Origin of the sequence: Nocardiopsis chromatogenes YIM 90109 (genome assembly GCF_000341185.1) — a bacterium.
Taxonomy (GTDB): domain Bacteria; phylum Actinomycetota; class Actinomycetes; order Streptosporangiales; family Streptosporangiaceae; genus Nocardiopsis_A; species Nocardiopsis_A chromatogenes.
Window position 1 is genome coordinate 35,235 of sequence record NZ_ANBH01000163.1, and the last position, 24,880, is coordinate 60,114.

Here is a 24,880-nt window from a genome sequence, read left to right on the forward strand (position 1 = left end):
CGGCGCACGTGCCGCGCGGGGCGCACGGAGCAGAGGGGCGGGGCGCCACCCGCTCCTCCCCTCCCCCGCCGCCCGGGTGGCGCCGATCGCCCCGGCCGCCGCGCTGCTGCTCGCGTTCTTCGCCGCCCCCGTCGTGTGGACCCTGTGGGCCTCCTTCACCGACGCCGCCCTGACCGGCCCCGGGGCGGCCCGCACCGAGTTCGTCGGGCTCGCCAACTTCGAGCGCCTGGCCACCGACCCGGCGGTGCTGAACGCCACCGTGCTCACGGCCGTGTTCCTGATCGGCTCGGGCATCGTGGGGCAGACGGTGCTCGGAATGCTCCTGGCGCTGCTGATGCAGGGCCGGAGCCCGTGGGTGCGGTCGGCCGTGGGCGGCATCGTGGTCGGCGCCTGGGTGCTGCCCGAGGTGGTCGCCGGGTTCGTGTGGGCGGCGTTCCTGGAGCGCGAGGGGACCCTGAACCGGGTGCTCGACGCCCTGGGCGCGCCGCAGCAGTCGTGGCTGACCACCGTGCCCATCCTGGCGGTGGTCCTGGCCAACGCCTGGAAGGGCACGGCCTTCTCGATGATGGCCTACTCGGCGGCGCTGTCCGAGGTGCCCGGGGAGCTGAAGGACGCGGCCCGGGTCGACGGGGCCGGGACGGCGGCGGTGGTGCGGCACGTCGTGCTGCCGCTGCTGCGCCGCACGGTCGCCGCGACCCTGCTCCTGGTCACCCTGCAGACGGTGCAGGTGTTCACGCTGATCTACGTGATGACCGCCGGCGGCCCGGCCGGGCGCAGCACCACCCTGCCGCTGCTGATGTACACCGAGGCGCTGCGGATGGGCGACATCGCCTACGGAACGACCGTCGCCCTGGCGCTGCTCGCGGTGGCCGGGCTGTTCTCGGCGGTGTACCTGCGCACGCTCCGTCCCGAGGAGGTCCGATGAAGCCGTGGACGGTCGCCTCTCCCCGGCGGGCGGCCGCCGCGGCGGTGGTGCACGCCCTGCTGGCGCTGCTCGCCGCGGCGTTCGCGCTTCCGGCCCTGTGGCTGGTGGCGGCCTTCGACTCCGAAGCCGCCTCCCGGGCGCGCCTGCCCCGGGCGCCCACGCTGGACAACTTCGCCACGGTGGCCACCCCGGACACCCTGTTCGTCCCGCTGGCGAACTCGCTGTGGATGTGCGGCGGCGCGGCCCTGGTGACCGTGGCCGCCTCGGTGCTGGCCGCCTACCCGCTCTCCCGTTTCCAGCTGCGCTTCGGCCGCCCGTTCCTGTACACGGTGCTGTTCGCCACCGGACTGCCGGTCACCGCGATCATGGTGCCCGTGTACAGCCTGTTCTCCCGCGTCGGGATGGTGGACTCGCGGTGGGGCGTGATGCTGTTCCTGGCCGCAGCCGGGATGCCGTTCGGGATCTGGCTCACCAAGAGCTTCCTGGACGGCATCCCGGTGGAGCTGGAGGAGGCCGCCTGGGCGGACGGGGCCTCGGCCCGGCAGTCGCTGCTGCGCGTCGTGGTGCCGCTGGCGCTGCCGGGCCTGTCCGTGGTGGGCGTGTTCACCCTGGTGCTGGCCTGGGGGAACTTCTTCGTTCCGTTCGTGCTGCTGCAGACCCCCGAGCGGCTGCCGGCCGCGGTGCGGATCTACACCTTCTTCGGGCAGTACGGCTCGATGGACTACGGCCCGCTGGCAGCGTACTCAGTGCTGTACACCCTGCCGGTGGTGCTGCTGTACGCCGCCGTCGCCCGTCTCCTGGGCGGCGGGTTCTCCCTGGGCGGCGCCATGAAGGGGTGACCCCCCTCCGGCGCCGCCGGGGCCGTCGGCGCCGGGGGATGCGCCCGAGCGGCCCCCGAGCAGGCCCCGGAGCCCCTGGAGGCCGGAGGCCAGCGTCCCCTTCTTGCCCAGCACGTCGAAGGCGACCGCCACCAGCAGCACCAGGCCCTTGATGGCCTGCTGCCAGTCCACGCCGAGCCCGATGATGGACATGCCGTTGTTCAGCACGCCCATCACCAGCGCCCCGACCACGGCGCCGACGACGGTGCCCACGCCGCCCGAGGCCGACGCGCCGCCGATGAAGGCGGCGGCGATGGCGTCCAGCTCGAACATGGTGCCCGCCCCGGGCGCGGCGAGGTTGAGCCGGGCGGTGAAGACCAGCCCGGCCAGCGCCGACAGCGCCCCCATGTTGACGAACACCCAGAACACGGTGCGCTTGGTGCGCACCCCGGACAGCTCGGCCGCCTTGGGGTTGCCGCCGGTGGCGTAGACCCGGCGCCCGGGCACGGTGGCCGCCATGAACAGCGCGTACCCGGCGATCAGCACCAGCAGCAGGGCGCCGACCCAGGGGACCCCGCTGTGCAGGGCGAAGGCGGTGCACAGGGCGAGCACCGCCGCCACGGCCAGCGCCTGCACCGCCAGGGCGGCGGGCGCGGGGACGACCCGGATGCCGTGCCGCAGCGCCCGGGATCGGGAGGTGCGAAGGCCGATGACGACCAGCGCCGCCACCGCGGCGCCCAGCGCCAGCGGGACGATGTCGACCCCGCCGGCCTCGAAGCCCGGCACGAACCCGGTGGCCAGCCTGCGCGCCTCCGGCGGCAGGTCGCCGACCGACTCGCCGCCGAGCACGAGCAGCGTCAGGCCGCGGAAGACGAGCATCCCGGCCAGGGTGACGATGAACGCGGGCAGCCCCACATAGGCCACCCAGAACCCCTGCCAGGCGCCGATGAGCCCGCCGACCAGCAGCGACAGCGGGAGGACGATGAGCAGCGGCAGCCCCCACTCGGCGAGCATGATGGCCGATACGGCGCCGGTGAAGGCCACGACCGAGCCCACCGACAGGTCGATGTGCCCGGTGATGATCACCAGCATCATGCCCACGGCGAGGATGAGCACGTAGGAGTTCTGCAGGACGAGGTTGCTGACGTTGGCGGGGCGCAGCAGCAGCCCGCCGGTGAGGACCTGGAACAGCACCACGATCGCGGCCAGGGCGATGACCATGCCATAGCGGCGGGCGTTGCCGCGCAGCGCCGCACGCACCGAGGCGGCCCCTCCGGCCGCCGCGGCCCTCACCGGCCCCCCTCGGCGGCGCCCGCGGGCGGGGCGCCGGTCATGAGCGTCATGAGTGCCTCCTGGTCGGCTTCGTCGGCGGGCAGGCAGCCGGTGATCCGCCCCTCGCACATGGCGTAGACGCGGTCGCACATGCCCAGCAGCTCGGGCAGCTCCGAGGAGATGAGCAGCACGCACGCCCCCTCGGCGGCCATCGCCCGCACCGCCTCGTAGATCTCGTACTTGGCGCCGACGTCGACGCCGCGGGTGGGCTCGTCCAGGACGAGCAGGTCGGGGCGGGTGTACACCCACCGGCCCAGCACCACCTTCTGCTGGTTGCCGCCGCTGAGCTCGACCACCGCCTGGCCGTTGTCGCGGCAGCGCACCCCCATGCGGGTGCGCAGGTCCTCGGCGACGGCGTGCTCGGCGGCCGCGTCCACCACCCCGCCCCGGCTGAGGCGGTCCAGCCCGGCCAGGGTCAGGTTGGAGCGCACCGGGTCGTCCAGGACCAGCCCGAGCTCCTTGCGGTCCTCGGGCACGTAGGCGATCCCGGCGGCCACGGCCTCGGCCGGGTGGCGCGGGGCCAGCGGGGCGCCGTCCTTGAGCAGGGTGCCGCGCACGTACCGCCCGTAGGAACGGCCGAACAGGCTCATGGCCAGCTCGGTGCGGCCCGCGCCCATCAGCCCGGCGAGCCCGGCGATCTCCCCGGCGCGCACCTCCAGGTGGGCGCCGTCGACGACGCGGCGGCCCCGCTGCACCGGGTGGTCCACGGTCCAGTCGCGCACCTCGAAGCGCACCGGCCCGGCGCCCCCGGGCGGGCCGGGGTAGCGGTGCTCCAGGTCCCGGCCGACCATGCCGCGGATGATGCGCTCTTCGGTGACCTCCCCGCGGGCGCCGTCCAGGGTCTCGATGCTGCGGCCGTCGCGCAGCACGGTGATCCGGTCGGCGACCCGGGTGACCTCGCCGAGCTTGTGGGAGATGAGGATGGAGGCGATGCCCTGCTCCTTGAACTCCAGCAGCAGGCGCAGCAGGGCGTCGCTCTCGGCCTCGTTGAGGGCGGAGGTGGGCTCGTCCAGGATGAGCACCCGCACCTGCTTGGCGATCGCCTTGGCGATCTCCACGAGCTGGCGGCGGCCCACGCTGAGCTCGCCCAGCGGGGCGGAGGGGTCGGCGTCCAGGCCGACCCGCTCCAGCAGGTCGCGTGCGCGGGCGACCGAGACCTCCTGGTCGACGACGGCCAGGCCGAACCGCCTCCGGGCCCGCTCGTTGCCGAGGAACACGTTCTCGGCGATGCTGAGCTGCGGGACCAGCGCCAGCTCCTGGTGGATGATGGCGATCCCGGCGCGCTCGCTGTCGGAGGTGGAGGCGAAGCGGCGCTCGCTCCCCTCCACCTCGATGCGCCCTTCGTAGGTGCCGTGCGGGTGCACCCCGCTGAGCACTTTCATCAGGGTGGACTTCCCGGCGCCGTTCTCCCCGGTGACGGCGTGGATCTCGGAGGGGCGGACCTCCAGGTCGACCCCGTCCAGGGCGACCACGCCCGGGAAGGTCTTGCGGATGCCGCGCATGCTCAGCGCCGGCGGCCCCCAGTGGTCGGCGGCGGTCATGTCAGGTCCGACTCCTCGTAGTAGCCGCTGTCGATGAGGACCTCCTCGTAGTTGGAGGCGTCCACCGAGACCGGCTCCAACAGGCGGGCGGGCACGACCTTGGCGTTGTTGTCGTAGGACTCGGTGTCGTCGACGTCGGGCTCCTCGCCCTGGGCGAGGGCGGCGGCCATCCCGGCGGCGGCGTCGGCCAGCTCGCGGGTGTCCTTGAAGACGGTCTGGGTCTGCTCGCCGTCGATGATGGACTTGACCGAGGCGGTCTCGGCGTCCTGGCCGGTGACGACCGGCAGGGGCTTGTCGCCGGTGCCGTATCCGGCGCCCTTGAGGGAGGAGATGACGCCGGTGCTGATGCCGTCGAAGGGCGAGAGCACCGCGTCCAGCTCCTCGTCGGAGTAGTGGGCGCCGAGCAGGTTGTCCATCCGGTCCTGGGCCACGGCCCCGTCCCAGCGCATGGTCGCGATCTGGCTCATCTCGGTCTGGCCGCTGGGCACCTCCAGCACGCCGTCGTCGATGTAGGGCTGCAGGACCGACATGGCGCCGTCGAAGAAGTAGTAGGCGTTGTTGTCGTCGGGTGAGCCGCCGAACAGCTCGATGGTGAAGGGGCCCTCCTCGTTCTCCAGGTCCAGCTGGTCGGCGATGTACCGCCCCTGGATCTCGCCGACCTTGAAGTTGTCGAAGGTGGCGTAGGCGTCCACGCCCTCGGCGTCCATGATCAGCCGGTCGTAGGCGAGCACGGGGATGTCGGCGTCCTCGGCCTGCTGGACGACGTCGGTGAGGGCCTCGCCGTCGACGGGGGCGACGACGAGCACGTCGACGTCCTTAGTGATCATGTTCTCGATCTGGGCGACCTGGTCCTCGACGACGTCCTCGGCGTACTGCAGGTCGGCGCCGTATCCGGCCTCCTCCAGGGCGGCGACCATGTTGTCGCCGTCCTGCACCCACCGCTCCCAGGACTTGGTGGGCATGGAGATGCCGACGGTGCCGTTCTCGCCCTCGGGGCGGGCGGCGTCGCCGACGCCGCCGCAGGCGGTCGCGGCCAGGGACAGGGCGGCGCCCAGCGCCGCGGCCGCCAGGGCCGTGCGCCGGGCGGGGTGCTTGCGCGTCGTGTCCATCTGTTTCGCCTCCTCTAGGCGGGCGCCGGGCCCGCGAGTTCCACACAGGTCCAGGAGACCGGCGGCAGGACCGCCGTGAGGCGTCCGCCGTCCAGGCGCACGTCCTTGTTCTCCTTCAGGGCGACCCGGTCGGGGTCGTCGGCGGTGTTGGCGGCGTACACGTCGTCGTCGGCCAGGGTGAGCGCGGAGGCGGCGGCCACGCCGTCCAGGCCGCGCAGGTCGGCGGAGACCTCCATGGGGGTGTCGGTGGAGCGGTTGACGAGGAAGAGGGCGGCGCGGCCGGAGTCCCCGTCGTAGGTGGCGGCGGCGTCCAGCAGCGGCACCTCCCCGTAGCGGCCGGTGTCGTGGCGGGGCGCGCTGGGCTCGACGCGCAGCACCTGCCCGCGGGCCGCGGCGGCGGTGCGGGCGAAGGGGTGGAAGATGGTCTGGCGCCAGGCGCGGCCGCCGGGCTCGGTCATGATCGGCGCGATCACGTTGACGAGCTGGGCCTGGGAGGCGGCGGTGACCCGGTCGGCGTGGCGGAGCAGGCTGTTGAGCATGCCGCCGACGACGACGGCGTCGGCCACGCTGTAGCGGTCCTCGATGACGCGCGGGGCCACCGGCCAGTCGGCCGGCGGGTTCTCGGCCTGCTCGCGCTCGAACCGGCTGAGGTACCACACGTTCCACTCGTCGAAGGAGAGCATGATCTTCTTGGAGCTCTTGCGGCGCGCGCCGACGTGGTCGGCGGTGGCCACGACCTCCTCGATGAAGCGGTCCATGTCGGCCGGGGCGGCCAGGAAGCTGCGCAGGTCGCCGTCGTACTCCTCGTAGTAGGCGTGCAGGGAGACGAAGTCGACCTCGTCGTAGCACTCGCCGAGGACCTCGGCCTCCCAGGCGCCGAAGGTGGGCATGGAGCGGCCGGAGGAGCCGCAGGCGACCAGCTCCAGGCCGGGTTCGGCGGTGCGCAGGGCGCGGGCGGTCTCGGCGGCCAGGCGCCCGTATTCGCGGGCGGTCTTGTGGCCGAGCTGCCAGGGGCCGTCCATCTCGTTGCCCAGGCACCACATGCGGATGGCGTGCGGGTCGGGCGACCCGTTGGCGGCACGCAGGTCGCTGAGCGCGGTGCCGCCGGGGTGGTTGGCGTACTCGTGCAGGTCCAGGGCCTCCTGGATGCCGCGGGTGCCGAGGTTGACGGCCATCATCGGCTCGATGTCCAGGCCGCGGGCCCAGCGCATGAACTCGTCGAGGCCGAACTGGTTGGTCTCGGTGCTGTGCCAGGCCAGTTCGCGGCGGACGGGGCGGTCCTCCTTGGGGCCGACGCCGTCCTCCCACCGGTAGCCGGAGACGAAGTTGCCGCCGGGGTAGCGCACGGTGGTCACGCCCAGCTCGCGGATGAGCGCGGCGACGTCGGTACGCAGCCCGTCGGCGTCGGCGGAGGGGTGGTCGGGCTCGTAGATGCCGGTGTAGACGCAGCGGCCCATGTGCTCGACGAAGGAGCCGAACAGCCTGCGGTGGACGGGGGCCACGGCGAAGGCGGGGTCGAGGGTGAGTTCGGCCTTGTGCACGCGGGGTCCTCTCTGGGGTGGTCGGGCCCCGGGGCCGGTGGGCCCCGGGGCGGTGGTCGCTCGGTGCGCTCAGTGCGCGAGGACGGGCCAGCCGTCGCCGGTCCACCGGACGGGCTCGATGCCCAGGCGGAAGTCGCCCGGGGTGCCGTAGGGGCCGTAGGTGTGGTAGGCGATGTGTCCCTCGGACAGGGACTGTCCGCCCGCGGCGACGTCCCCGCCGCGGTCGGCGAGGATGACGGTGCCGCCGCCCTCGGTCATGGGCACGCCGTCGGCGTCGGTGTAGGGGCCGGTGGGCTCGTCCGCACGGCCGACGGCGATCTTGTAGGTGCTGTCGGTGCCCTGGCAGCAGGCGTCGAAGGAGACGTACAGGTAGTAGTCGCCGCCGTGCTCGGCGATGGAGGGGGCCTCGATGCGGTTGGCGCCCTCCTGCCGGTCGGCGATCTTGAAGGGCTCGGCTCCGTCGGCGACCTTCCCGTCCGGCCAGGCGAGGGGGACCATGTAGATGCCGCCCCAGTGGGAGCCGAAGGCCATCCACGGGCTCCCGTCGGCGCCCTCGACGATGCCCGGGTCGATGGCGTTGTAGGGGTCGCCCTCGTGGCTCTCGAAGACCTTGCCCCGGTCGACCCACCGGTAGTCGGGGTCGTCGGGGTCGAGGGTGGTGTTGGTGGCCAGGGCGATGAGCGAGCGCTGGGAGCCGAAGGTGGAGGCCGAGTAGTAGAGGTAGTAGGTGCCGTCGTGCTCGTAGACCTCGGGCGCCCACAGGTTCTCCACGCCCGGGATCTCCTGGGCGAGCCAGGCGGGCTTGGTGTCCCAGACGGTGTCGGTCTCCTGCCAGTGGCTTCCGTTGGGCGAGGCGAACATGCGGATGTTGCCGTCGCCGATGTCGGCGTCTCCGGTGCCGAAGACGTACCAGTCCTCCCCCGGCCCTCCGGCGACCAGGCCGGGGTCGTGGACCCCGGTGTCGCCGGTAAGCGGGGGCGGCGGGGCGGCGGAGTCGGCCGACACGGCCGATACGGTGGCGGCCTGCGGCGCGGGCGTGCACGCGGCCAGGGCGGCCAGCGCCGCGGCGGCGGCCGCCGCGGCCATCGGGGTACGGGTGCGGGGCATGGGGGGTACCTCCGGTTCGGGATGCTCGGGACGGGGGCGGGTCGGGGCTACTTCAGTCCGGCGTCGGTCACGCCGCGCACGATCTGGCGCTGGAAGACCATGAAGACCGCGATCAGGGGCGCCGCGCCGAGCACGGCGGCGGCCATCTGCTGGGCGTACTGGATGCCGTAGGCGCCCTGCACGGTGCCCAGGCCGACCGGGACCGTCATCAGGGCGGGGTCGGTGGTCGCCACGAACGGCCACAGGAAGTTGTTCCATGCCTGGACGAAGGTGAAGATGCCGACCGCGGCGAGGATCGGCCCGGACATCGGCAGCACCACCGAGGTGAGCACCCGCAGGTGCCCGGCTCCGTCCAGGTGCGCGGCCTCCAGGTAGTCGCGCGGGATGGCGTCGAAGAACCGCTTCAGGATGAAGATCATGACCGGGGCCACGACCTGCGGCAGCGCCACGCCCCAGTAGGTGTCGACCATGCCCAGCAGCCGCATCTGGTCGAACAGCGGCACGATGAGCACCTGCGGCGGCACCATGATCCCGGCGATGAACAGCAGCAGCAGGGCGTTGCGGCCGCGGAACTCGGTGCGGGAGAAGGCGTAGGCCGCCATCGCGCACAGCACCAGGGTCAGCGCGGTGACCAGCACGGAGATGACGGTGCTGTTGATCAGCCACTGCTGGATGTCGCCGCGCGCGATGACCAGGCGGTAGGCCTCGATCGTCGGCTCGACGGGCAGCCAGCGGATGGGCACGGCCGTGGTCTCGGCCTCCGGCTTGAGCGAGGTGAGCACCGCCCACACCAGGGGCAGCAGCCACAGCAGGGCCAGCACGACGGCGGAGACGGTGGCGGCGGCCCCCGTCGGGGAGACGCGCCACCGGCGGCGGGGGGCGTCCGGCGCGGGCGCCGCGGTGCGCGGCGCGGCGGCCGGAGCGGCCTGGGTCGGGGCGCTCATGCGGTGTTCTCCTTCCTGGTGAACAGCCAGAACTGCAGGGCGGAGACCGCGATGATCACGGCGAAGAACAAGTAGGAGATGGCCGAGGAGTAGCCGATGCGCAGGTTGGTGAAGCCGGTGTCGAAGATGTAGCCGATGATCGGGCGCGCGGCGTAGCCCGGCCCGCCCGACCCGTTGGTCATCAGGTAGGCCTGGTCGAACAGCTTCAGCGAGGCCACCATCTGCAGCAGCACCACGATCGCGGTGGTGCGGTTGAGCAGCGGCAGCGTGATAGCGCGGAACCGCTGCCAGGGCCCGGCCCCGTCCAGCGAGGCCGCCTCGTACACCTGGGAGGGGATGCCCTGCAGGGCGGCCAGGTAGAGCAGGTAGTTGAAGCCGACCGTCCACCACACGGTGGTGACGGCGATGGACAGCAGCACCGTGCCCTCGTCGCCGAGCCAGTTCACCTCCGGCAGGCCCATGCCGGTCAGGGCGCCGTTGAGCATGCCGAACCCGGGCTGGTAGATCCACACCCAGATCAGCGAGACCACCGCGACGGGCAGCAGGAACGGCGAGAAGAAGGAGAAGCGCAGGAACCAGCCCACCCGCACCGCCCGCTGGGTCAGCACCGCCATCAGCAGCGCGACCGCGACCAGCGGCGGGGTGGTGAGCAGGGTGAACAGCAGGGTGGTCCACAGCGACCGCCACACCATGGGGTCGGCGGCCATCTCGGCCCAGTTGTCCAGGCCGGTGAAGGAGGGGGCGGTGCCGACCAGGGAGCGGTCGGTGAAGCTGGTCCACAGCCCGGCCGCCAGCGGCCAGAGCAGGAACAGCGCGAAGAGCAGGGCGAAGGGCAGGACCAGGGCGGGGCCTGCGGGGTCGGTGCGGCGTGCGCGCCGGGTCGAGGAGCCGGTGGCGGAGGGTCCGTTGGTGTCGGATCTGCTCGCCCGGCCCGCCGTCGGGGGTGCGGTCATGGCGGACTCCAAGAGCGTGCCGGAGGGGTGGGCCCCGGTCAGACCGGGGGCGGGGTGTCGATGAGCTTCTGGACCGCGCGCTTGAAGGCGGCCAGGGTCTCCTCGGGGGTGGACGAGCCGTTGTGCACGCCCGCCATCACCGAGTTGGCCTCGGCCATCAGCGCCGCGGCCGACCCGCTGAACCAGGCGTCCGGGTCGAGCTGCACGTCGTCGGCGGCCGCGCGGTACTCGGCCTGCGGCTCCAGCGCGGTGTAGTCCTCGCTCTCGGCGACCGGCAGGTAGGCGGGGGTGTGGCCGCCCCCGGCCCAGACGATGCTGTTCTTGAGCATCCAGGCCGCGTACGCCACGGAGGCCCGGACGGCCTCCTCGTCGGGCTCGCGCCGGTGCGGCAGCACGAACACGTGCGAGTCGCCCTGGCCCAGCTCATCGCCGAAGACGCCGGGGAAGGGGCGCATTCCGAAGTCCATGCCGGCGTCCTGCATGGTGGGCAGCTCCCAGTTCCCGGCGAGCATCAGCCCGGCGATGCCGTTCTGGAAGCGGGCCGGGGTTCCGGGGGCGTCGGAGGACTCGGGGGCCAGGCCCTCCTGGCTGACGCGGCGCAGGAAGTCCAGGCTCTGCAGCGCCTTGTCGTCGTCGATGCCGAGCTCGCCCTCCAGCTCCATCTCCCCGCCGAGCTGGCGGTAGAGCGACCAGAACTGGCGCCAGGCGCCGGTGGTGTCCATGACGATGCCGTACTGCCCGGTGACGTCCTTGACGGCGGACAGCAGGTCGAACAGGTCGTCCACGCCGGTGGTGCGCACCAGGGTGCCGTCGGGCTCCAGGACCCCGGCCTGCTCGCAGACCTCCCGGTTGTAGTAGGTGACCACCAGGTGGGTGTCGAGCGGGATCGCGTACAGCTCCCCGTCGACGGTGGCCTTGTCCCACAGGGCGGGCCGGACGGTCTCCTCGGTGATGCCGAACTCGGCGAGCACCTCGCGCGGGACCGGGTCGATCAGGGTCCCGGCGCCCATGCCCTTGACCCGGGACAGGTGCAGGGTGCCGATGTCGAACGAGCGGCCGCCGGCGGCGCCCATGGCGAACTTGGTGTAGTAGGGGTTGCCCCACAGGTAGGTGGTGGGGCGCAGGTCGTACTCGGGGTGCTCGGCGGCGAACCGCTCGTGCATCTCGACCATGCGCGCCCCGTCGCCGCCGGTGAACAGGTTCCACTGGCGGATCGGGACGGGCGCGCCGGTCGCGGCGGCGGTGGTGCTCCCGCAGCCGGACAGGGCGAGCCCGGCGGCGGCGAGCCCTCCGGCCAGCAGCGAGCGGCGGCCGATCCCGGGGGGCGGTGGGTGGGGCGGGTCGACGTTCATGGGGTACTCCTGTGACGTCGCGGAGTCGGGGGAGGCGGGCGCCGCCGCTCCCCCGCGCGGAGGGCGGCGCCGATGGGGCGGGGTCAGACCGGGCGGTACTCGACCCCGGCGGCGGTGCAGAACGACTCCCAGTCGGCGGCGGTGCGGCCGGGGGTCATGGTGATGTGGTGGGTGCCGCCGGCGGCGAGCCACCCGTCCATGCAGCCGCCCACCCCGCTGTCGGGGCGGAACATGCCGTAGGGCATCTCCAGGGACGGCATGGGCGGCTCGTCCAGCACCTCGCCCTCGGCCACCACCAGGCGGAAGCGGCCGCCGCCGAGGGTGACCAGGCTGGCCAGGGTGGCCGGGCCGGGCTGGATGCGGAACAGCAGGGTGGGCGGGTCGTCCAGGCCGCCGATGGCCAGCGGGCGCTTGATCAGCCGCACCGGCTCGTCGTCCCGGGCGACCTTCCAGTTGCCCTCCCCCATGTGGCTCATCAGGATGGCGTCGCGGGGGAAGTCCATCGCGTACATCTCGGTGAAGTGCCCGGTGCCGCACAGCCGGTGCCCGGCGTAGACGAGCGCGGCGGCGGGCACGTCGCCCTCGCCCGCGAAGCCGTAGCCGCGCGCCATCAGGCTGGAGGCGGCGGCCATGGGCAGCCGGGCGAAGCGGCCGTCCTCGCCGAGGGCGTCGAAGTGGGTGGAGTAGGCCGAGCAGCCGTGGCCCTGGAGCACCCGCTCGATGCCGAGCTGGAGGCGGGCGTGGTCGTCCAGCTCCTCCTTGGACAGGCGCTCGTCGATCGCGAACCGGCCGCGCTCGGCCTGCAGCAGCTCGGCGACCTCCTCGGAGGTCAGCGCCGCCATGGTGCGGTGCAGCTCGCCCTGGGCGATGTGCACGACCTCGGGGCCGAGGTGGCGCAGCAGCTCGCTCTCGTCGACGCGGGCGTCGCCCATGCCGTTCATGGGGTAGCCGAACACGCCGACCTTGAGCTCGGTGAGGGCGGTGGCCGCGCGGGCGGCGCGGGCCCAGCGGCCGACGCGCTCGCGGAAGGCGGGGGCGCGGCGGTCCTCGGTGACCACGTCGAAGGGCAGCCCGGCGCGGACCATGGCGTTGGCGGTGTCCTGGGCGCCGTGGATGCCCTGGTTGTAGGTCATCTCGGCCATGCCCCAGCGGTCGGTGATCTGGGACTCGGGCTGGATGTTGGCCAGGCACACCGGCAGGCGCATCTGGTGGAAGAGGCGGGTGACGCGCAGCGAGGGGCCGTAGGTCAGCATGACCACCAGGACGCCGTCCAGGCCCGCGTCCTCGAAGCCGCGCACCGCCGCCTCCGCGTCGGCGCGGCCGCGCGCCGGGGGCGCGACGGTGACCTCGGCGACGCCCTCCAGGGAGTCGGCGACCTCGCGGGCGTAGGCGTGCTGGCGCTCGGTGATGCCGGGCAGCATGTCGTCATAGAGCGGCTGCATGATGCCCAGCAGGCCGATGCGGGGAAGGTCGCTCACGGGTGCTGTCTCCTTTGGCCGTAGGCGTTCTGGTAGCGGTCGTAGAGGGCGTCGACGTGCTCCTGCGGGAGCGGTTCGACAGGGCCGCCCTGGCGGGCGATGTGCACGGTGCGGGCGACGTCCTCGCACATCACGGCGGCCTTGACGGCGGCCTTGGCGTCCTTGCCGACGGTGAAGACGCCGTGGCTGCGCATGAGCACCGCCGGGGAGCGGTGGCCGCGCAGGGTCGCGACGATGCCGCGGCCGATGTCGTCGCCGCCGATCAGCGCGAAGGGGCCGACCGGGATCTCGGCGCCGAACTCGTCGGCCATGGCGGTGATGGCGCAGGGGATGGCCTCGCCGCGGGCGGCCCAGGCGGTGGCGTAGGTGCTGTGGGTGTGCACCACGGCGCCGACCTCGGGCATCGCGCGGTAGACGTAGGCGTGCGCGGCGGTGTCGCTGGAGGGGGCGTGCTCGCCGTCGACGGGGGTGCCGTCCAGGTCGCAGACCACCATCGAGGCGGGGGTGAGCTCGTCGTAGGACAGGCCGCTGGGCTTGATGGCGAACAGGTCGGTGCCCGGGACGCGGGCCGAGACGTTGCCGCTGGTCCAGGTGACCAGGTTCCAGCGGGGCAGCTCGGCGTGGAGGTCGCACACCTCGCGCCGGGTGCGTTCCGCGGCCGCGGCGGCCTCCGGTGGCAGGGCGGTGGTCATCGGATCCTCTCCTCGTGCTCGGCCCCGGCGGGCGCCCCGTCCCCGTTGAGGGCGGCGTTGCGGATGGCGCGCAGGCGGTGGAGGGCGTCGCTGCCCCCGCGGCCGAAGTGGTCGTGCAGGTCGGTGTAGACGGCGTAGAGGCGGTCGTAGGCGGCGGTGCGGCCGGGGTCGGGCAGCACCGCGTCGCGGGTGCGCCCGCCCATGGCGGCCGAGGCCTCGGGGATGCCGGGGTAGGCCCCGGCGGCCACGGCGGCGTGGATGGCGGCCCCGGCGGCCGGGGCCTGGTCGGAGTCGGCCAGGTGCAGGGGGCGGCCCAGGACGTCGGCGTAGACGCCCATGACGAAGGGGTTGCGCTTGAGGCCCCCGGCGACGGTGAATCCGTGCACCGGCACCCCGGAGGACTCGAAGGCGTCGACGATGGTGCGGGCGCCGTAGGCGGTGGCCTCGACGAGGGCGGCGTAGACGTCCTCGGGGCGGGTGGCCAGGGTGAGCCCGGCGACCACGCCGGACAGGTCGTGGTCGACCAGGACCGAGCGGTTGCCGCTGTGCCAGTCGAGGGCGACCAGGCCGTGGGCGCCGGGCGGGCGCCCGGAGGCGCGGCGGGAGAGCAGGTCGTGCAGGGACTCGCCGGTCTCGGCGGCCTCACGGGAGGCGGCGCCCCCGGCGAAGGAGTCGGCGAACCAGGCGAAGATGTCGCCCACGCCGCTCTGTCCGGCCTCGTAGCCCCACAGGCCGGGGACGATGCCGCCGTCCACGACCCCGCACATGCCGGGGACCTCGGCGGGGGCGCCCGCGTCGGCCTCGGCGTTCATCACATGGCAGGTGCTGGTGCCCATGATGGCGAGCATCTCGCCGGGGGCGACGGTGTCCGCGGAGGCGGCGGTGACGTGGGCGTCGATGGTGCCGACGGCCACCGGGGTGCCCTCGGGCAGGCCGGTCCAGGCGGCGGCGCGGGCGGTCAGTCCCCCGGCGCGCTCGCCCTGGGGGGACAGGGGGAAGGCGATCTTGTCCTCGGCGAAGGAGGCGAAGCGGGGGTCGAGGGCGCCGAGGAAGTCGCGGGTGGGCCAGGCGCCGTCCTGGTGGATGCCCTTGTACCCGGCGGTGCTGACGTTGCGGGTCTCCCGGCCGCACAGCTCCCAGACGATCCAGTCGGCGGCCTCGATCCAGCGGTCGGCGCGGCCGTAGGCCTCGGGGTCCTCGCGCAGGACCTGCAGACCCTTGGCGAACTCCCACTCGGAGGAGATCCTGCCGCCGTAGCGGGCCAGCCAGGGCTCGCCCCGCTCGGCCGCGAGGGCGTTGATCTCGTCGGCCTCGGGCTGGGCGGCGTGGTGCTTCCAGAGCTTGGGGTAGGCGTGCGGGCGGTCGGCGAAGCCGGGGACCTCGCACAGCGGGGTGCCGTCGGCGAGGGCGGGGAGCACGGTGCAGGCGGTGAAGTCGGTGCCGATGCCGATGACGTCGGCGGGGTCGACCCCGGCGTCGGCGAGGGCGGCGGGGACGGCGCGGCGCAGGACCTCGCGGTAGTCCTCGGGGACCTGAAGGGCGGTGTCGGGGGCCAGGTCGGGGCCGCCGGCGGGGAGGCGGTCGGTGAGCACGGCGTGGGCGTAGGGGTGCTCGGCGGACCCGAGCTCGGCGCCGTCGTGCACCCGCAGCACGACGGCGCGGCCGGACAGGGTGCCGAAGTCGACGCCGACCACGGCGGCGCCGTCCGGGATGTTGTGAGCGTTAACAGCGGCGGTCACGGGGGGTTCCTCTCGGGCGTGCGTCAGGTGGGCGGCCGGGTCGGCGGGAGGGGGCGGCGGGCGGGCGTCGGGGGCGGGGCGGCGGACACGGTCATCGGGCGGGGGCGGCGCAGCTCGCGCGGACGACCATGCGCGCGGGCACGACCTCGCGGGCGGCGGACTCGGCGGCGGGCTCCCCGCTGTCCAGCAGGTCCAGCAGGATGCCGATGCCGCGGCGGCCGACCTCGGTGAAGTCCTGGGCGACCGTGGTGAGCGGGGGCGAGTAGTAGGCGGCCTCGGGGACGTCGTCGAAGCCGACCACGGAGACGTCGTCGGGGACGCGCACGCCGGCTTCGGCGAGGGCGCGCAGCGCGCCGACGGCCATCTGGTCGTTGGCCACGAACAGGGCGGTCGGCAGGGCGTCCCGCTCGACGAGGCTCCGCACCAGCTCGTAGCCGGAGCGGGGGCGCCAGTCGCCGAACAGGGGCTCGCCGACCGGTGCGCCGGCCTCCTCCAGGGCGCCGCGCCAGCCCGCGACGCGGGCCTCGGCCTCCAGCCAGTCCCGGGGACCGGCGATGTGGCCGACGGTGCGGTGGCCCAGTCCGAGCAGGTGGCGCACGGCCATCCGGGCGCCGCCCTCCTGGTCGACGCAGACGACGGGGAGCTCGCGCGCCTCCCCGCCCTCCACGGCCACGACCGGGGCGCCCCCGGCCCATTCGGGCATGCCCTCCAGGACCGAGCGCTGGGGCGCGATGACGACGTAGCCCTCGACCGACTGCCGGGCCAGGTGGTCCATGGCCTCGCGGACCTGCCCGGCGGAGGCCTCGGTGAGGGTGACGACGCTGAGGTAGTACCCGGCGGCGCGGGCGGCGTGCTCGATCCCGGTGAGGGTGCGGGCGGGGCCGTAGTGGGCGGTGTCCACCGCGACCACGCCGATCACCCCGGTGCGCCGGGTGACCAGGGCACGGGCCGAGGAGTTGGGCCGGTAGCCCAGATCGTCGATGGCCGCGAGCACCCGCGCCTGCGTCTCGGCGCGCACGTTGGGGTGCCCGTTCAGCACGCGGGAGACGGTCTGGTGCGAGACCCCCGCCGCCCGCGCGACATCGGCCATGACGGGCATACGCCCGGGTGGGGCCGCCATTGGTCCTCCACTGCACTCGGGGAGCTGTGACGTGGGTGACATTGTTAGCGCTAACATTCACGCCGTCAAGGGGGCGGAGGGAGATCACGGACCCCACCCGCATGGTCACCTTGCGCGACCGGCCGCCATCGCACACACCCCGTGTGCAGAATGGGCGTATGGGCGGAACCACCATCGAGATCGACGACGACCTGGTCACCGCCGCCATGGACGCGTTCAACGTGCGCACCGGGCGCGAGGCCGTCGACATCGCCCTCCGGCGCGCCCTTGGAACGCCCCTCAGCAAGGAGTTCCTCCTCAGCCTTCGCGGTATGGGCTGGGGAGGGGACCTTGGGGAGATGCGGGGCCCCGGTTCCCCGATACCGAGAAGCCGGAATGACGAGGACACAGAGGACACATCTGGTCGACATATCCGCCCGGATCACGTATCTCCGCAATCCGTAAGACGGAGTCTGAGACCGACCTCTTCATTTGCTCCCTCATCCGATCCGGAGCCGATCCGGCGACGACCGAACCTGCGGTCGCCGAGCTCCTTTGCGGCGCGAAGAGCCCTTCAGAGCTCCGTGGCCGCGAGCAGCTCACAGAGGGCCTCAGACTATTCCCCGTCGATCCACGAACCGACTATCACCAGCTCGCCCAGATCTACCGCGAGGCCCGCACTCACGGGAAGACGATCAGAAAACACGTCGACTGTCCGATTGCAGCCGTCGCGCTCCGAATCAGCGGGCCCCGTGCACTGCGACCGCGACTTCGACCAGCTCGCCGAGGTTTATCCACGCCTCAAGGTCCAGCGTCACGACCTTGCTTGAACCCCATGGAGGCTCCGGGCGGCGGGCCGTGAGGAACGCCGGTTCACCGCCGCCTTCCCGGACGGCCGGTGGGGGTCGGCGTGGACATGGGTCCGTACCCCCTGCGGGTCGAACAGGATGAGCAGCTCCACGGCGCGACCGTCGGCGCTGCCCAGCCAGTGCGGCAAGGCCATGTCGCGGTCGCCCACGACGAGCCGCCTGCTCAACCACCTGACCCATGTCGAGCGCTCGATGTTCCTGGGGGACGAGGTCACCGACTGGCAGGCGACGTTCCAGGCGGCGCCGACGGACGGCGTCCTCGACGGCTGCACCGGTCTCGCCGCGCCCGTCCCCCGGCCGGGTGCCGGTCCGCCTCATCCTGGGTGTCGGCATCGACACCCGACCCGCTTCAAAGTGTCGATTCCGCCACGCAGGTTGGCCCCCGGGGTGCCCGGGCGCCTGTCGGGGGTGTGCCTTGGGGGTTCCGGTTGCCGGTGTCCGGGGGCCTATGCGGCCTCGGGTAGGGAGGAGTCCCCGTCGTCCCCGCCACCCGTCTCCCGTCCGGTGTCGTGCTTGCCGGTGCGGCCCTGGTGGCGGCGGGCCCGGTAGTGGGCCTCCAGGCGGCGCATGTGCTTCTCGCGGTTGTGCCGCCCGCACAAAAGCTGGGCGTTGGCGGTAGTGGTAGTGCCGCCCTCCCACCATTCGGTGCGGTGGTCGCCCTGGCACCACCGGGCCGGGACCGAGCACCCGCCCTCCCACTGGCAGGCCGGAGCGGTGGCAGCCAGGGCCTGGAGGATGCGGGTGGGGAAGGTGCGCCGGGCCCGGCCCACATCGACCAGGCCCTTGACGGGGTCGGTGACCAGGCGCCGCAGCACGCAGTCCGAGGAGAAGGAACGGGCCGCCGAAGGCGGCAGCAGCCGCCCCCGGTCGGTGGTCGCGGGCTCGGCCCCCTCCTGAAGGAGCAGCGAGCCGAGGGGGACCACCAGGTTCACCTGGGGGCGGGCCAGACCCCGCCGCCCCTTGCCCCCATCCTCCCAGGAGTCCGGGCGGGGGGCGGCCAGCGCGGCGGCCGCGTCCGACCCCTCCTCGGGGGTGGGGACCGGAAGCCCCTCGGCCAACAGGCGGTTCTCGCACAACTGGACCAGGGCGTCGAACCGGCGCTGCTGGATCGTGCGCCCATCGGGCGGGGCGGTGTGGGCCTCGATCGCGGTGCGCACGATCTCCTCCGAGACCGCATCCCCCCACGCCTGGAAGGTGAACCCGAAGGCGTCGGTGGCGAAGTCCGCCCCCCGGGTGTCGTAGGCGCCGCGGTGGCGCTCCTCGTGCTCCTGCGGGCTGATGCGCTGGGGGAGCTGGCCCCCGATCCGCTTGAGCGTGCGGTCGCTTGCTCCGGCCTCGGCGGCCTGGACCATGATGTGCTCGGCCTTGGACCGGTAATCGGCCGCGTCGGGGAACAGCTCCACCGGGCGGCCCGCCACGGCTTTCTCGCACTGAGCCATGGCCAGGGCGAGCTGGGCGAAGCCGATGCGCCCCTCCTCGGCAGCCTTGACCGCATCCGGGTAGTCCTCCAAGTGGTCGGCCACCGTGGTGATCGCCGCCGCCTGGGCACTGGAGCACCCGTTCTCCCTGAGGAGCCCGGCCACCGTGGCGTGCCCGCTCCCGGCCAGGGCGCCGGTCGCGCGGATGCGCCCGGCCAGGCGGGCCAGGGCCATCTCCAGCGAACCGGTCCCGGCGGCCAGCACCGCCAGCAGGTCGCACAGCAGGTGATGGGCGCCGGGCCCGAAGTCCTCGGCAAGCACCCCCTGGGCCTGGGCCAGCACACCGGCCAACCCGGCCCGGACGCGCTCGGCGCGCGATCCGGGCGGGGGCCCGCCGGTGTGCTTCTCGCTTGCCATACCACCAACATTAGAACAGGGGTACGACAGAACGAGGGCGAGTTCGGAAGCTGTGGAGAAACCGCATTATCGCAGTTCAGGGCCGTCAAGATCGTTTCTGGGGGGGGAGGTCCGGGTGAGGGTGCGGGGCGGGGCCTCCGGGGCGGAGGCCGAGCAGGGGGCCCAGGCAGGGATCCCGGGGCGGCAGCGCGAGGAGCCCCACCCGCCCGGCCCGCCCCTCGGGCTCATCCTGGGTGGTGAAATCACCACAAAACCACTGATCAGGTGGTAGATTCACCACACAGGATCACCATCCCATCCCGGCGTGCCCGGTATGCCGGGAATGCGCCGCCCGCCGCCCGGCCGGGGCCACCGAACGGGGTACCTCTCGTGCCGCCGGGGCCCTGCTCCCGGTCAGCTCTTCAGGCGGGTGTGCCAGGCCGCCGCAGACGTGTCGGTCAGCGAGGCCACCTGGTCCACCACCACGCGCAGGGCCGCTGCGTCGTCCTTCGCTCCGGTGAAGGCCGGGCGCAACGGCGCGTCCAGGGTCTCCGGTGCGCCGTGCAGCACCTGCTCGACCAGTTCGGCGATCAGCTCCCGCTCCTGGGCCTGGTAGGCCAGTGCCTCCGACCGGTCCATCACGTAGTGCGCCGCCACCGCCTTCAGCAGCGCGCACTCCAGCAGCGCCCGCCGCGGCACGGCCAGATCGGCGGCGTACCTGGTCAGCGGCGCCGGGCCGTACCGGGTGCGGGTGGCGCCCTCAGCCGCCCGGCACAGCCGTCCGATCAGCTCGCTCGTCAGGTTCTTCAGCGCCGCCAGCGACTCCAGGCCGCCGTCGTAGCGGCGCGGCCAGAACGGCTCGGCCAGCAGCCCGGCGAACGCCTCCTCCAGCTCCTCGACCGGCGCGTCCGTGTAGCGCCCCGACGCGGTCGCGCTCACCGCCGCGCGCTCGGCCGGGCTGTGCAGCGCATCCAGCCGCACCAGCCCCGCGTACAGCCCGTCCTCCAGGTCGTGGACCGAATAGGCCACGTCGTCGGCCCAGTCCATCACCTGTGCCTCGAAGCAGGTCCGCCCCTCGGGCGCGCCGCCGCGGATCCAGTCGAACACCGGGGCGTCGTCGGGGTAGCAGTTGAACTTGCGCCCGTCTCCCCCTCCCCCGCCGCGCTGCCAGGGGTACTTCATGGTGGCGTCGAGCGTGGCCCGGGTCAGGTTGAGCCCGGCCCCGGCCCCGTCCTCCCCGACGACCTTGCCCTCCAGCCGGGTGAGGATGCGCAGGCTCTGCGCGTTGCCCTCGAACCCGCCGCACGCGGCCGCCGCCGCGTCCAGGGCGCGCTCCCCGTTGTGCCCGAACGGCGGGTGCCCCAGGTCGTGCGAGAGGCAGGCGGCCTCCACCAGGTCGGCGTCGCACCCGAGGGCCGCCCCGAGTTCGCGCCCGATCTGCGCGCACTCCAGCGAGTGGGTGAGCCGGGTGCGCGGGAAGTCGCTGGCCCCGGGCCGCACCACCTGCGTCTTGGCCGCCAGCCGCCGCAGCGCGAAGCTGTGCAGGACGCGGGCCCGGTCGCGCTCGAAGGGCCCACGCGCCCTGCTCTTGGGCGGCTCGGGGGTGCGGCGCTCGCGGTCGCGGCCGGTGTAGCCGCCGGGCGCCCGTTCGTCGTCGGGACCGGCCATGGGCTAGGCGGCGTCGGTTCCGGTGTCGATGTCGAGGTCGGCGTCGGCGCTGTCGCCGAAGAGCCAGTAGTACCAGAGCGACCCGGTCTCTCGGGTGATGTACCACAGCTGGGTCTTGCGCTCGATGACGGCGGGCCCCGACCGCACGGGCGAGGTGTGGGCCTCCATCCCCTGGTCCTGGGCCATGATGCGGGAGCGCAGGCTGTGCCAGGGGTCGGTGACGATCACGGTGCTGCTCCAGCCGTTGGCCCGGACGACGTCGCTGACGGCCTCCATGCTGCGCAGGGTGTTGCTGCCCTCCTCGACGGCGACGACCGACTCCGCGGGGATGCCCTGCCCGACGAGCCAGTCGCGGCCGGAGCCGCCCTCGGTGTAGTTGTCGCCGGGCTGGTTGCCGCCGACGGTGACGATGGTGGGGGCCACCCCTTCCTCGTAGAGGTGGGCGGCGTGCTCCAGGCGCGCCTCGAAGATCGGCGAGGGGCGCCCGTTGTACTGGCTGGCGCCCAGGACCAGGATCGTGTCGGAGGTCGGGCGCTCGTCCTGGCGGGCGGTCCACCACACCCAGGTCCACGTGCCCGGGGGGACGGCGAGGGCCGCGACCACGAGCAGGGCGATGATGCGCCCCAGCCGGATGCGGGGGCGGCGCCGGCGCGGCGGGCGCCCCCCGCCGCCCCTCCCCCGCTCGACGGGGTCGGGCGGGTCTCCGGGGCCGTCCGGGCCGTCGAGGATCTCGGGGGTGGGGCCCTGGGCGGTACCCGGACGGGTGAAGACCCGCGTGGCCTCGGGATCGACGGTCCGGGTCCGCTCGAACACCCGGGTCGCCTCGGGATCCGGGGGACCGGCGTCCGGCCGCTCATCGCGCGGCTCGTCCGCGCGTCCCTCGCCGGCTGTCCGCACCTTCACCCCCGGGACCGTTCGTGTGGTTCGCCCGACCATAACCGACAACCGTGCCGGGCCGGGCGCTGGTGCCCGGCGCCCACAGAGTAGTGGACGCGGCGCTCGCCACGAGGGTCGAGATCATATTACGGGAAGGTCTCATGTCATGACATGCCCCTCGCCCCGCCCTCCCTCGCGGGCGGGGGCCGACCGGCCCGGCCCCCGCCTCCCTTCCCATGTGCGGCGGCGGCCCGCAACGGCCCCGCCCCGGGCTCACCCCTCCTGGACGGCCGCGCGCCCGGCCTCCAGGCGGGCGACCGGCACCCGGAACGGCGAGCACGACACGTAGTCCAGCCCCACCCGGTCGAAGAAGTGCACCGACGCCGGGTCGCCCCCGTGCTCGCCGCACACGCCCAGCTTCAGGTCCGGACGGGCGGCCCGCCCCTCCTCGACGGCCGTGCGCACCAGGCGCCCCACCCCGTCGACGTCGATCGTCTCGAACGGCGAGGCCCCGAAGACGCCCTTCTCCAGGTACTGGGAGAAGAACGAGGCCTCCACGTCGTCGCGGGAGAAGCCCCAGACGGTCTGGGTGAGGTCGTTGGTGCCGAAGGAGAAGAACTCGGCGCTCTCGGCGATCTGCCCGGCGGTCAGCGCCGCCCGCGGAAGCTCGATCATGGTGCCGATCGGGAATTCCAGCTCCACGCCGTACTCCTCGGCGGCCTCCCGTACCGCGCGCTCCGCCTCCTCCCGGATGATCTCCAGCTCCTGCACGGTGCCCACCAGCGGGATCATCACCTCGGGCCGGGGGTCGCCGCCCGCCCGCAGCCGCTCGGCGGCCGCCTGGGCGATGGCGCGCACCTGCATGGTGAACAGGCCCGGGATGACCAGCCCCAGCCGCACGCCGCGCAACCCCATCATCGGGTTCTGCTCGTGCAGCCGCTGGACGGCCTGCAGCAGCCTCCGGTCGTTGTCGTGCCGCTCGCCGCGCTCCTCGGCCAGGGCGACCCGCACCGACAGCTCGGTGAGGTCGGGCAGGAACTCGTGCAGCGGCGGGTCGATCAGCCGGATGGTGACCGGAAGCCCGTCCATGGCCTCCAGGATCCCGGTGAAGTCGGTGCGCTGCAGCGGCAGCAGCCCCTCCAGCGCCTCGGCGCGCTCGGCGGCGTCCTCGGCCAGGATGAGCCGCTCGACCAGTGGCCGCCGCTCGCCGAGGAACATGTGCTCGGTGCGGCACAGCCCGATGCCCTGGGCGCCCATCCGCCGCGCCCGGGCGGCGTCCTCGGGGGTGTCGGCGTTGGCGCGCACGCCCAGGCGCCGGTCGGCGTCGGCGCGGCCCATCACCCGGTGCACGGCCCGCACCAGGTCGTCGGCGTCGTCGGCCTCCGGGTCGAGGGTGCCGTCGAAGTACCGCACGACCGGGGAGTCGACCACCGGCACCTCGCCGAGGAACACCTCGCCGGTGCCGCCGTCGATGGAGATGAGGTCGCCCTCCTCCACCACCCGGCCGTCGGGGGCCCTCATCCGCCGGTTCTTGACGTCGATGTCGAGCTCTTCGGCGCCGCACACGCAGGTGGTGCCCATGCCCCGGGCGACGACGGCGGCGTGCGAGGTCTTGCCGCCGCGGCTGGTCAGGATGCCCTCGGCGGCGAGCATGCCCTCCAGGTCGTCGGGGTTGGTCTCGCGGCGGCACAGCACGACCCTCTCCCCGGCGCGGGCGCGCTTGACGGCGGCGGCCGAGTCGAAGACGGCGCGGCCCACGGCGGCGCCCGGGGAGGCGTTCATACCGCGGCCCAGGGCGTCGCGCGGGGCGGCCTCGTCGAAGCGCGGGAACATGAGCTGGGCGAGCTGGTCGCCGTTGACCCGGGTGAGCGCCTCGTCGGGGGTGATCATGCCCTGTTCGATGAGCTGGTCGGCGATGCGGAACGCGGCGGCCGCGGTGCGCTTGCCCACGCGGGTCTGCAGCATCCACAGCTTGCCGCGCTCGATGGTGAACTCGATGTCGCACAGGTCGCGGTAGTGCTCTTCGAGCGTGCGCATGATGCCCATGAGCTCGTCGTGGCTGTCCTTGTCGATGCGCTCCAGGTCGGCCAGCGGCACGGTGTTGCGGATGCCGGCGACCACGTCCTCGCCCTGGGCGTTCTGCAGGTAGTCGCCGTAGACGCCCTGGCGGCCCGTGGCCGGGTCGCGGGTGAAGGCGACGCCGGTCCCCGAGTCCATGCCGAGGTTGCCGAAGACCATGGCGCACACGTTGACCGCGGTGCCCAGGTCGGCGGGGATGCGCTCGCGGCGCCGGTAGAGCACGGCGCGCGGGGCGTTCCAGGAGTCGAAGACGGCCCGGACGGCCAGGTCCATCTGCTCGCGCGGGTCGGTGGGGAAGGGGCGGCCGGAGGCCTGCAGCACGATGTCCTTGAAGGCGGCGACGAGGGCGCGGAAGTCCTCGGCGCCCAGGTCGAGGTCGCCGTCGGCGCCGATGGCGCGCTTGCGCTCCTCGATGGCGTCCTCGAACAGGTCGCCGTCGATGTCCAGCACGGTCTTGCCGAACATCTGGATCAGGCGGCGGTAGGAGTCCCAGGCGAAGCGCTCGTCGCCCGACTGGGCGGCGAGCCCGCCTACCGACTCGTCGTTGAGCCCGATGTTGAGGACGGTCTCCATCATGCCGGGCATGGAGAACTTGGCCCCCGACCGGACGCTGACGAGGAGCGGGTCGTCGGGCTGCCCGAGCCGCTTGCCCATGGCCGCCTCGAGGGCGGTGAGCTTCTCGGTGACCTGCCCGGCCATGCCCTCGGGCATGCCTCCGCTCTCCAGGTAGGCGCGGCAGGCCTCGGTGGTGATGGTGAACCCGGGCGGGACCGGCAGACCAAGGTTGGTCATCTCGGCGAGGTTCGCGCCCTTGCCGCCCAGCAGGTCCTTCAGGTCCTTGTTGCCTTCGCTGAACTCGTAGACGTACGTGAGCACGTGGATCTCCTCCGACGGGACCGCTCGATCTCGTCGCGTCCGTGGACCAATCCGGTCGCCTGAGTCCT

20 protein-coding genes are annotated in these 24,880 nt (G+C 73.4%); 3 read left to right on the plus strand and 17 right to left on the minus strand.

Annotated features, from left to right (window positions below):
* Positions 1-85: 85 nt before the first annotated feature.
* Both D476_RS0117065 and D476_RS0117070 read left to right on the plus strand, forming a co-directional pair.
* Positions 86-925 carry a carbohydrate ABC transporter permease gene (locus D476_RS0117065; protein WP_026123585.1) on the plus strand — a complete coding sequence of 280 codons (840 nt, stop codon included), beginning with the start codon at positions 86-88 and terminating at the stop codon, positions 923-925.
* Positions 922-1,764: a carbohydrate ABC transporter permease gene (locus D476_RS0117070; RefSeq protein ID WP_017625145.1), complete on the plus strand. Its 843-nt coding sequence runs from the start codon at positions 922-924 to the stop codon at positions 1,762-1,764. Before D476_RS0117065 ends, D476_RS0117070 begins: the two co-directional genes overlap by 4 nt.
* Here the strand turns inward: D476_RS0117070 and mmsB are convergent.
* The 12 genes from mmsB to D476_RS0117130 form a co-directional block, all read right to left on the minus strand.
* Complete coding sequence (gene mmsB / locus D476_RS0117075; RefSeq protein WP_017625146.1) at positions 1,669-3,036, minus strand: multiple monosaccharide ABC transporter permease; 1,368 nt, start codon at positions 3,034-3,036, stop codon at positions 1,669-1,671. The genes D476_RS0117070 and mmsB overlap by 96 nt on opposite strands.
* Entirely contained in the window at positions 3,033-4,616 is a 1,584-nt protein-coding gene (locus tag D476_RS0117080) for a sugar ABC transporter ATP-binding protein (RefSeq protein WP_017625147.1), read from the minus strand. The genes mmsB and D476_RS0117080 overlap by 4 nt, the downstream gene beginning before the upstream one ends.
* The gene (gene chvE, locus D476_RS0117085; RefSeq protein WP_017625148.1) at positions 4,613-5,725 is read right to left on the minus strand and encodes a multiple monosaccharide ABC transporter substrate-binding protein; all 1,113 of its coding nucleotides are present in this window, start codon (positions 5,723-5,725) and stop codon (positions 4,613-4,615) included. The genes D476_RS0117080 and chvE overlap by 4 nt, the downstream gene beginning before the upstream one ends.
* Positions 5,726-5,739: 14 nt before the next feature.
* Positions 5,740-7,266, minus strand: a complete 1,527-nt coding sequence (gene arfA, locus D476_RS0117090; protein ID WP_017625149.1) for an arabinosylfuranosidase ArfA — start codon at positions 7,264-7,266, stop codon at positions 5,740-5,742.
* A 69-nt stretch (positions 7,267-7,335) separates the two neighbouring features.
* Positions 7,336-8,373: an arabinan endo-1,5-alpha-L-arabinosidase gene (locus D476_RS0117095; RefSeq protein WP_017625150.1), complete on the minus strand. Its 1,038-nt coding sequence runs from the start codon at positions 8,371-8,373 to the stop codon at positions 7,336-7,338.
* Positions 8,374-8,420: 47 nt separating this feature from the next.
* Positions 8,421-9,317 carry a carbohydrate ABC transporter permease gene (locus D476_RS0117100; RefSeq protein WP_017625151.1) on the minus strand — a complete coding sequence of 299 codons (897 nt, stop codon included), beginning with the start codon at positions 9,315-9,317 and terminating at the stop codon, positions 8,421-8,423.
* Positions 9,314-10,270 carry a carbohydrate ABC transporter permease gene (locus tag D476_RS0117105; protein ID WP_017625152.1) on the minus strand — a complete coding sequence of 319 codons (957 nt, stop codon included), beginning with the start codon at positions 10,268-10,270 and terminating at the stop codon, positions 9,314-9,316. Before D476_RS0117105 ends, D476_RS0117100 begins: the two co-directional genes overlap by 4 nt.
* A 38-nt stretch (positions 10,271-10,308) precedes the next feature.
* A complete protein-coding gene (locus D476_RS0117110) occupies positions 10,309-11,622 on the minus strand; it encodes an extracellular solute-binding protein (RefSeq protein WP_017625153.1) in 1,314 nt (437 codons plus the stop codon).
* 83 nt (positions 11,623-11,705) lie between these two features.
* Complete coding sequence (locus tag D476_RS0117115) at positions 11,706-13,100, minus strand: L-fucose/L-arabinose isomerase family protein (protein WP_017625154.1); 1,395 nt, start codon at positions 13,098-13,100, stop codon at positions 11,706-11,708.
* A complete protein-coding gene (locus D476_RS0117120) occupies positions 13,097-13,792 on the minus strand; it encodes an L-ribulose-5-phosphate 4-epimerase (RefSeq protein WP_017625155.1) in 696 nt (231 codons plus the stop codon). The genes D476_RS0117115 and D476_RS0117120 overlap by 4 nt, the downstream gene beginning before the upstream one ends.
* The gene (gene araB / locus D476_RS0117125; protein WP_017625156.1) at positions 13,789-15,531 is read right to left on the minus strand and encodes a ribulokinase; all 1,743 of its coding nucleotides are present in this window, start codon (positions 15,529-15,531) and stop codon (positions 13,789-13,791) included. Before araB ends, D476_RS0117120 begins: the two co-directional genes overlap by 4 nt.
* Before the next feature lie 91 nt (positions 15,532-15,622).
* Complete coding sequence (locus D476_RS0117130) at positions 15,623-16,630, minus strand: LacI family DNA-binding transcriptional regulator (RefSeq protein WP_017625157.1); 1,008 nt, start codon at positions 16,628-16,630, stop codon at positions 15,623-15,625.
* Positions 16,631-16,809: 179 nt separating this feature from the next.
* Between D476_RS0117130 and D476_RS39100 the strand changes: the two genes are divergently transcribed.
* Entirely contained in the window at positions 16,810-17,460 is a 651-nt protein-coding gene (locus D476_RS39100; RefSeq protein WP_275041555.1) for a type II toxin-antitoxin system VapB family antitoxin, read from the plus strand.
* Here the strand turns inward: D476_RS39100 and D476_RS39105 are convergent.
* The 5 genes from D476_RS39105 to ppdK all read right to left on the minus strand — a co-directional run bounded on the left by D476_RS39105 (position 17,445) and on the right by ppdK (position 24,812).
* Positions 17,445-17,771, minus strand: a complete 327-nt coding sequence (locus tag D476_RS39105) for a hypothetical protein (RefSeq protein WP_017625158.1) — start codon at positions 17,769-17,771, stop codon at positions 17,445-17,447. The genes D476_RS39100 and D476_RS39105 overlap by 16 nt on opposite strands.
* A 174-nt stretch (positions 17,772-17,945) precedes the next feature.
* Entirely contained in the window at positions 17,946-19,334 is a 1,389-nt protein-coding gene (locus D476_RS0117140) for an HNH endonuclease signature motif containing protein (protein WP_017625159.1), read from the minus strand.
* 393 nt (positions 19,335-19,727) lie between these two features.
* Positions 19,728-20,981, minus strand: coding sequence for a deoxyguanosinetriphosphate triphosphohydrolase (locus D476_RS0117150; protein ID WP_017625161.1), 1,254 nt, complete (start codon positions 20,979-20,981; stop codon positions 19,728-19,730).
* Positions 20,982-20,984: 3 nt separating this feature from the next.
* On the minus strand, positions 20,985-21,884 hold the full coding sequence (locus D476_RS0117155; protein WP_017625162.1) for a YdcF family protein: 900 nt from the start codon (positions 21,882-21,884) through the stop codon (positions 20,985-20,987).
* 246 nt (positions 21,885-22,130) lie between these two features.
* Complete coding sequence (ppdK, locus tag D476_RS0117160; protein WP_017625163.1) at positions 22,131-24,812, minus strand: pyruvate, phosphate dikinase; 2,682 nt, start codon at positions 24,810-24,812, stop codon at positions 22,131-22,133.
* Positions 24,813-24,880: the final 68 nt, after the last annotated feature.

Coding starts and splice junctions, on each gene's coding strand:
- D476_RS0117070 (WP_017625145.1), top strand. CDS start 922: ATGAAGCCGTGGACGGTCGCCTCTCCCCGGCGGGCGGCCGCCGCGGCG.
- D476_RS0117080 (WP_017625147.1), bottom strand. CDS start 4,616: ATGACCGCCGCCGACCACTGGGGGCCGCCGGCGCTGAGCATGCGCGGC.
- chvE (WP_017625148.1), bottom strand. CDS start 5,725: ATGGACACGACGCGCAAGCACCCCGCCCGGCGCACGGCCCTGGCGGCC.
- D476_RS0117095 (WP_017625150.1), bottom strand. CDS start 8,373: ATGCCCCGCACCCGTACCCCGATGGCCGCGGCGGCCGCCGCCGCGGCG.
- D476_RS0117100 (WP_017625151.1), bottom strand. CDS start 9,317: ATGAGCGCCCCGACCCAGGCCGCTCCGGCCGCCGCGCCGCGCACCGCG.
- D476_RS0117105 (WP_017625152.1), bottom strand. CDS start 10,270: ATGACCGCACCCCCGACGGCGGGCCGGGCGAGCAGATCCGACACCAAC.
- D476_RS0117110 (WP_017625153.1), bottom strand. CDS start 11,622: ATGAACGTCGACCCGCCCCACCCACCGCCCCCCGGGATCGGCCGCCGC.
- D476_RS0117120 (WP_017625155.1), bottom strand. CDS start 13,792: ATGACCACCGCCCTGCCACCGGAGGCCGCCGCGGCCGCGGAACGCACC.
- D476_RS0117130 (WP_017625157.1), bottom strand. CDS start 16,630: ATGCCCGTCATGGCCGATGTCGCGCGGGCGGCGGGGGTCTCGCACCAG.
- D476_RS39100 (WP_275041555.1), top strand. CDS start 16,810: ATGGGCGGAACCACCATCGAGATCGACGACGACCTGGTCACCGCCGCC.
- D476_RS0117140 (WP_017625159.1), bottom strand. CDS start 19,334: ATGGCAAGCGAGAAGCACACCGGCGGGCCCCCGCCCGGATCGCGCGCC.
- D476_RS0117150 (WP_017625161.1), bottom strand. CDS start 20,981: ATGGCCGGTCCCGACGACGAACGGGCGCCCGGCGGCTACACCGGCCGC.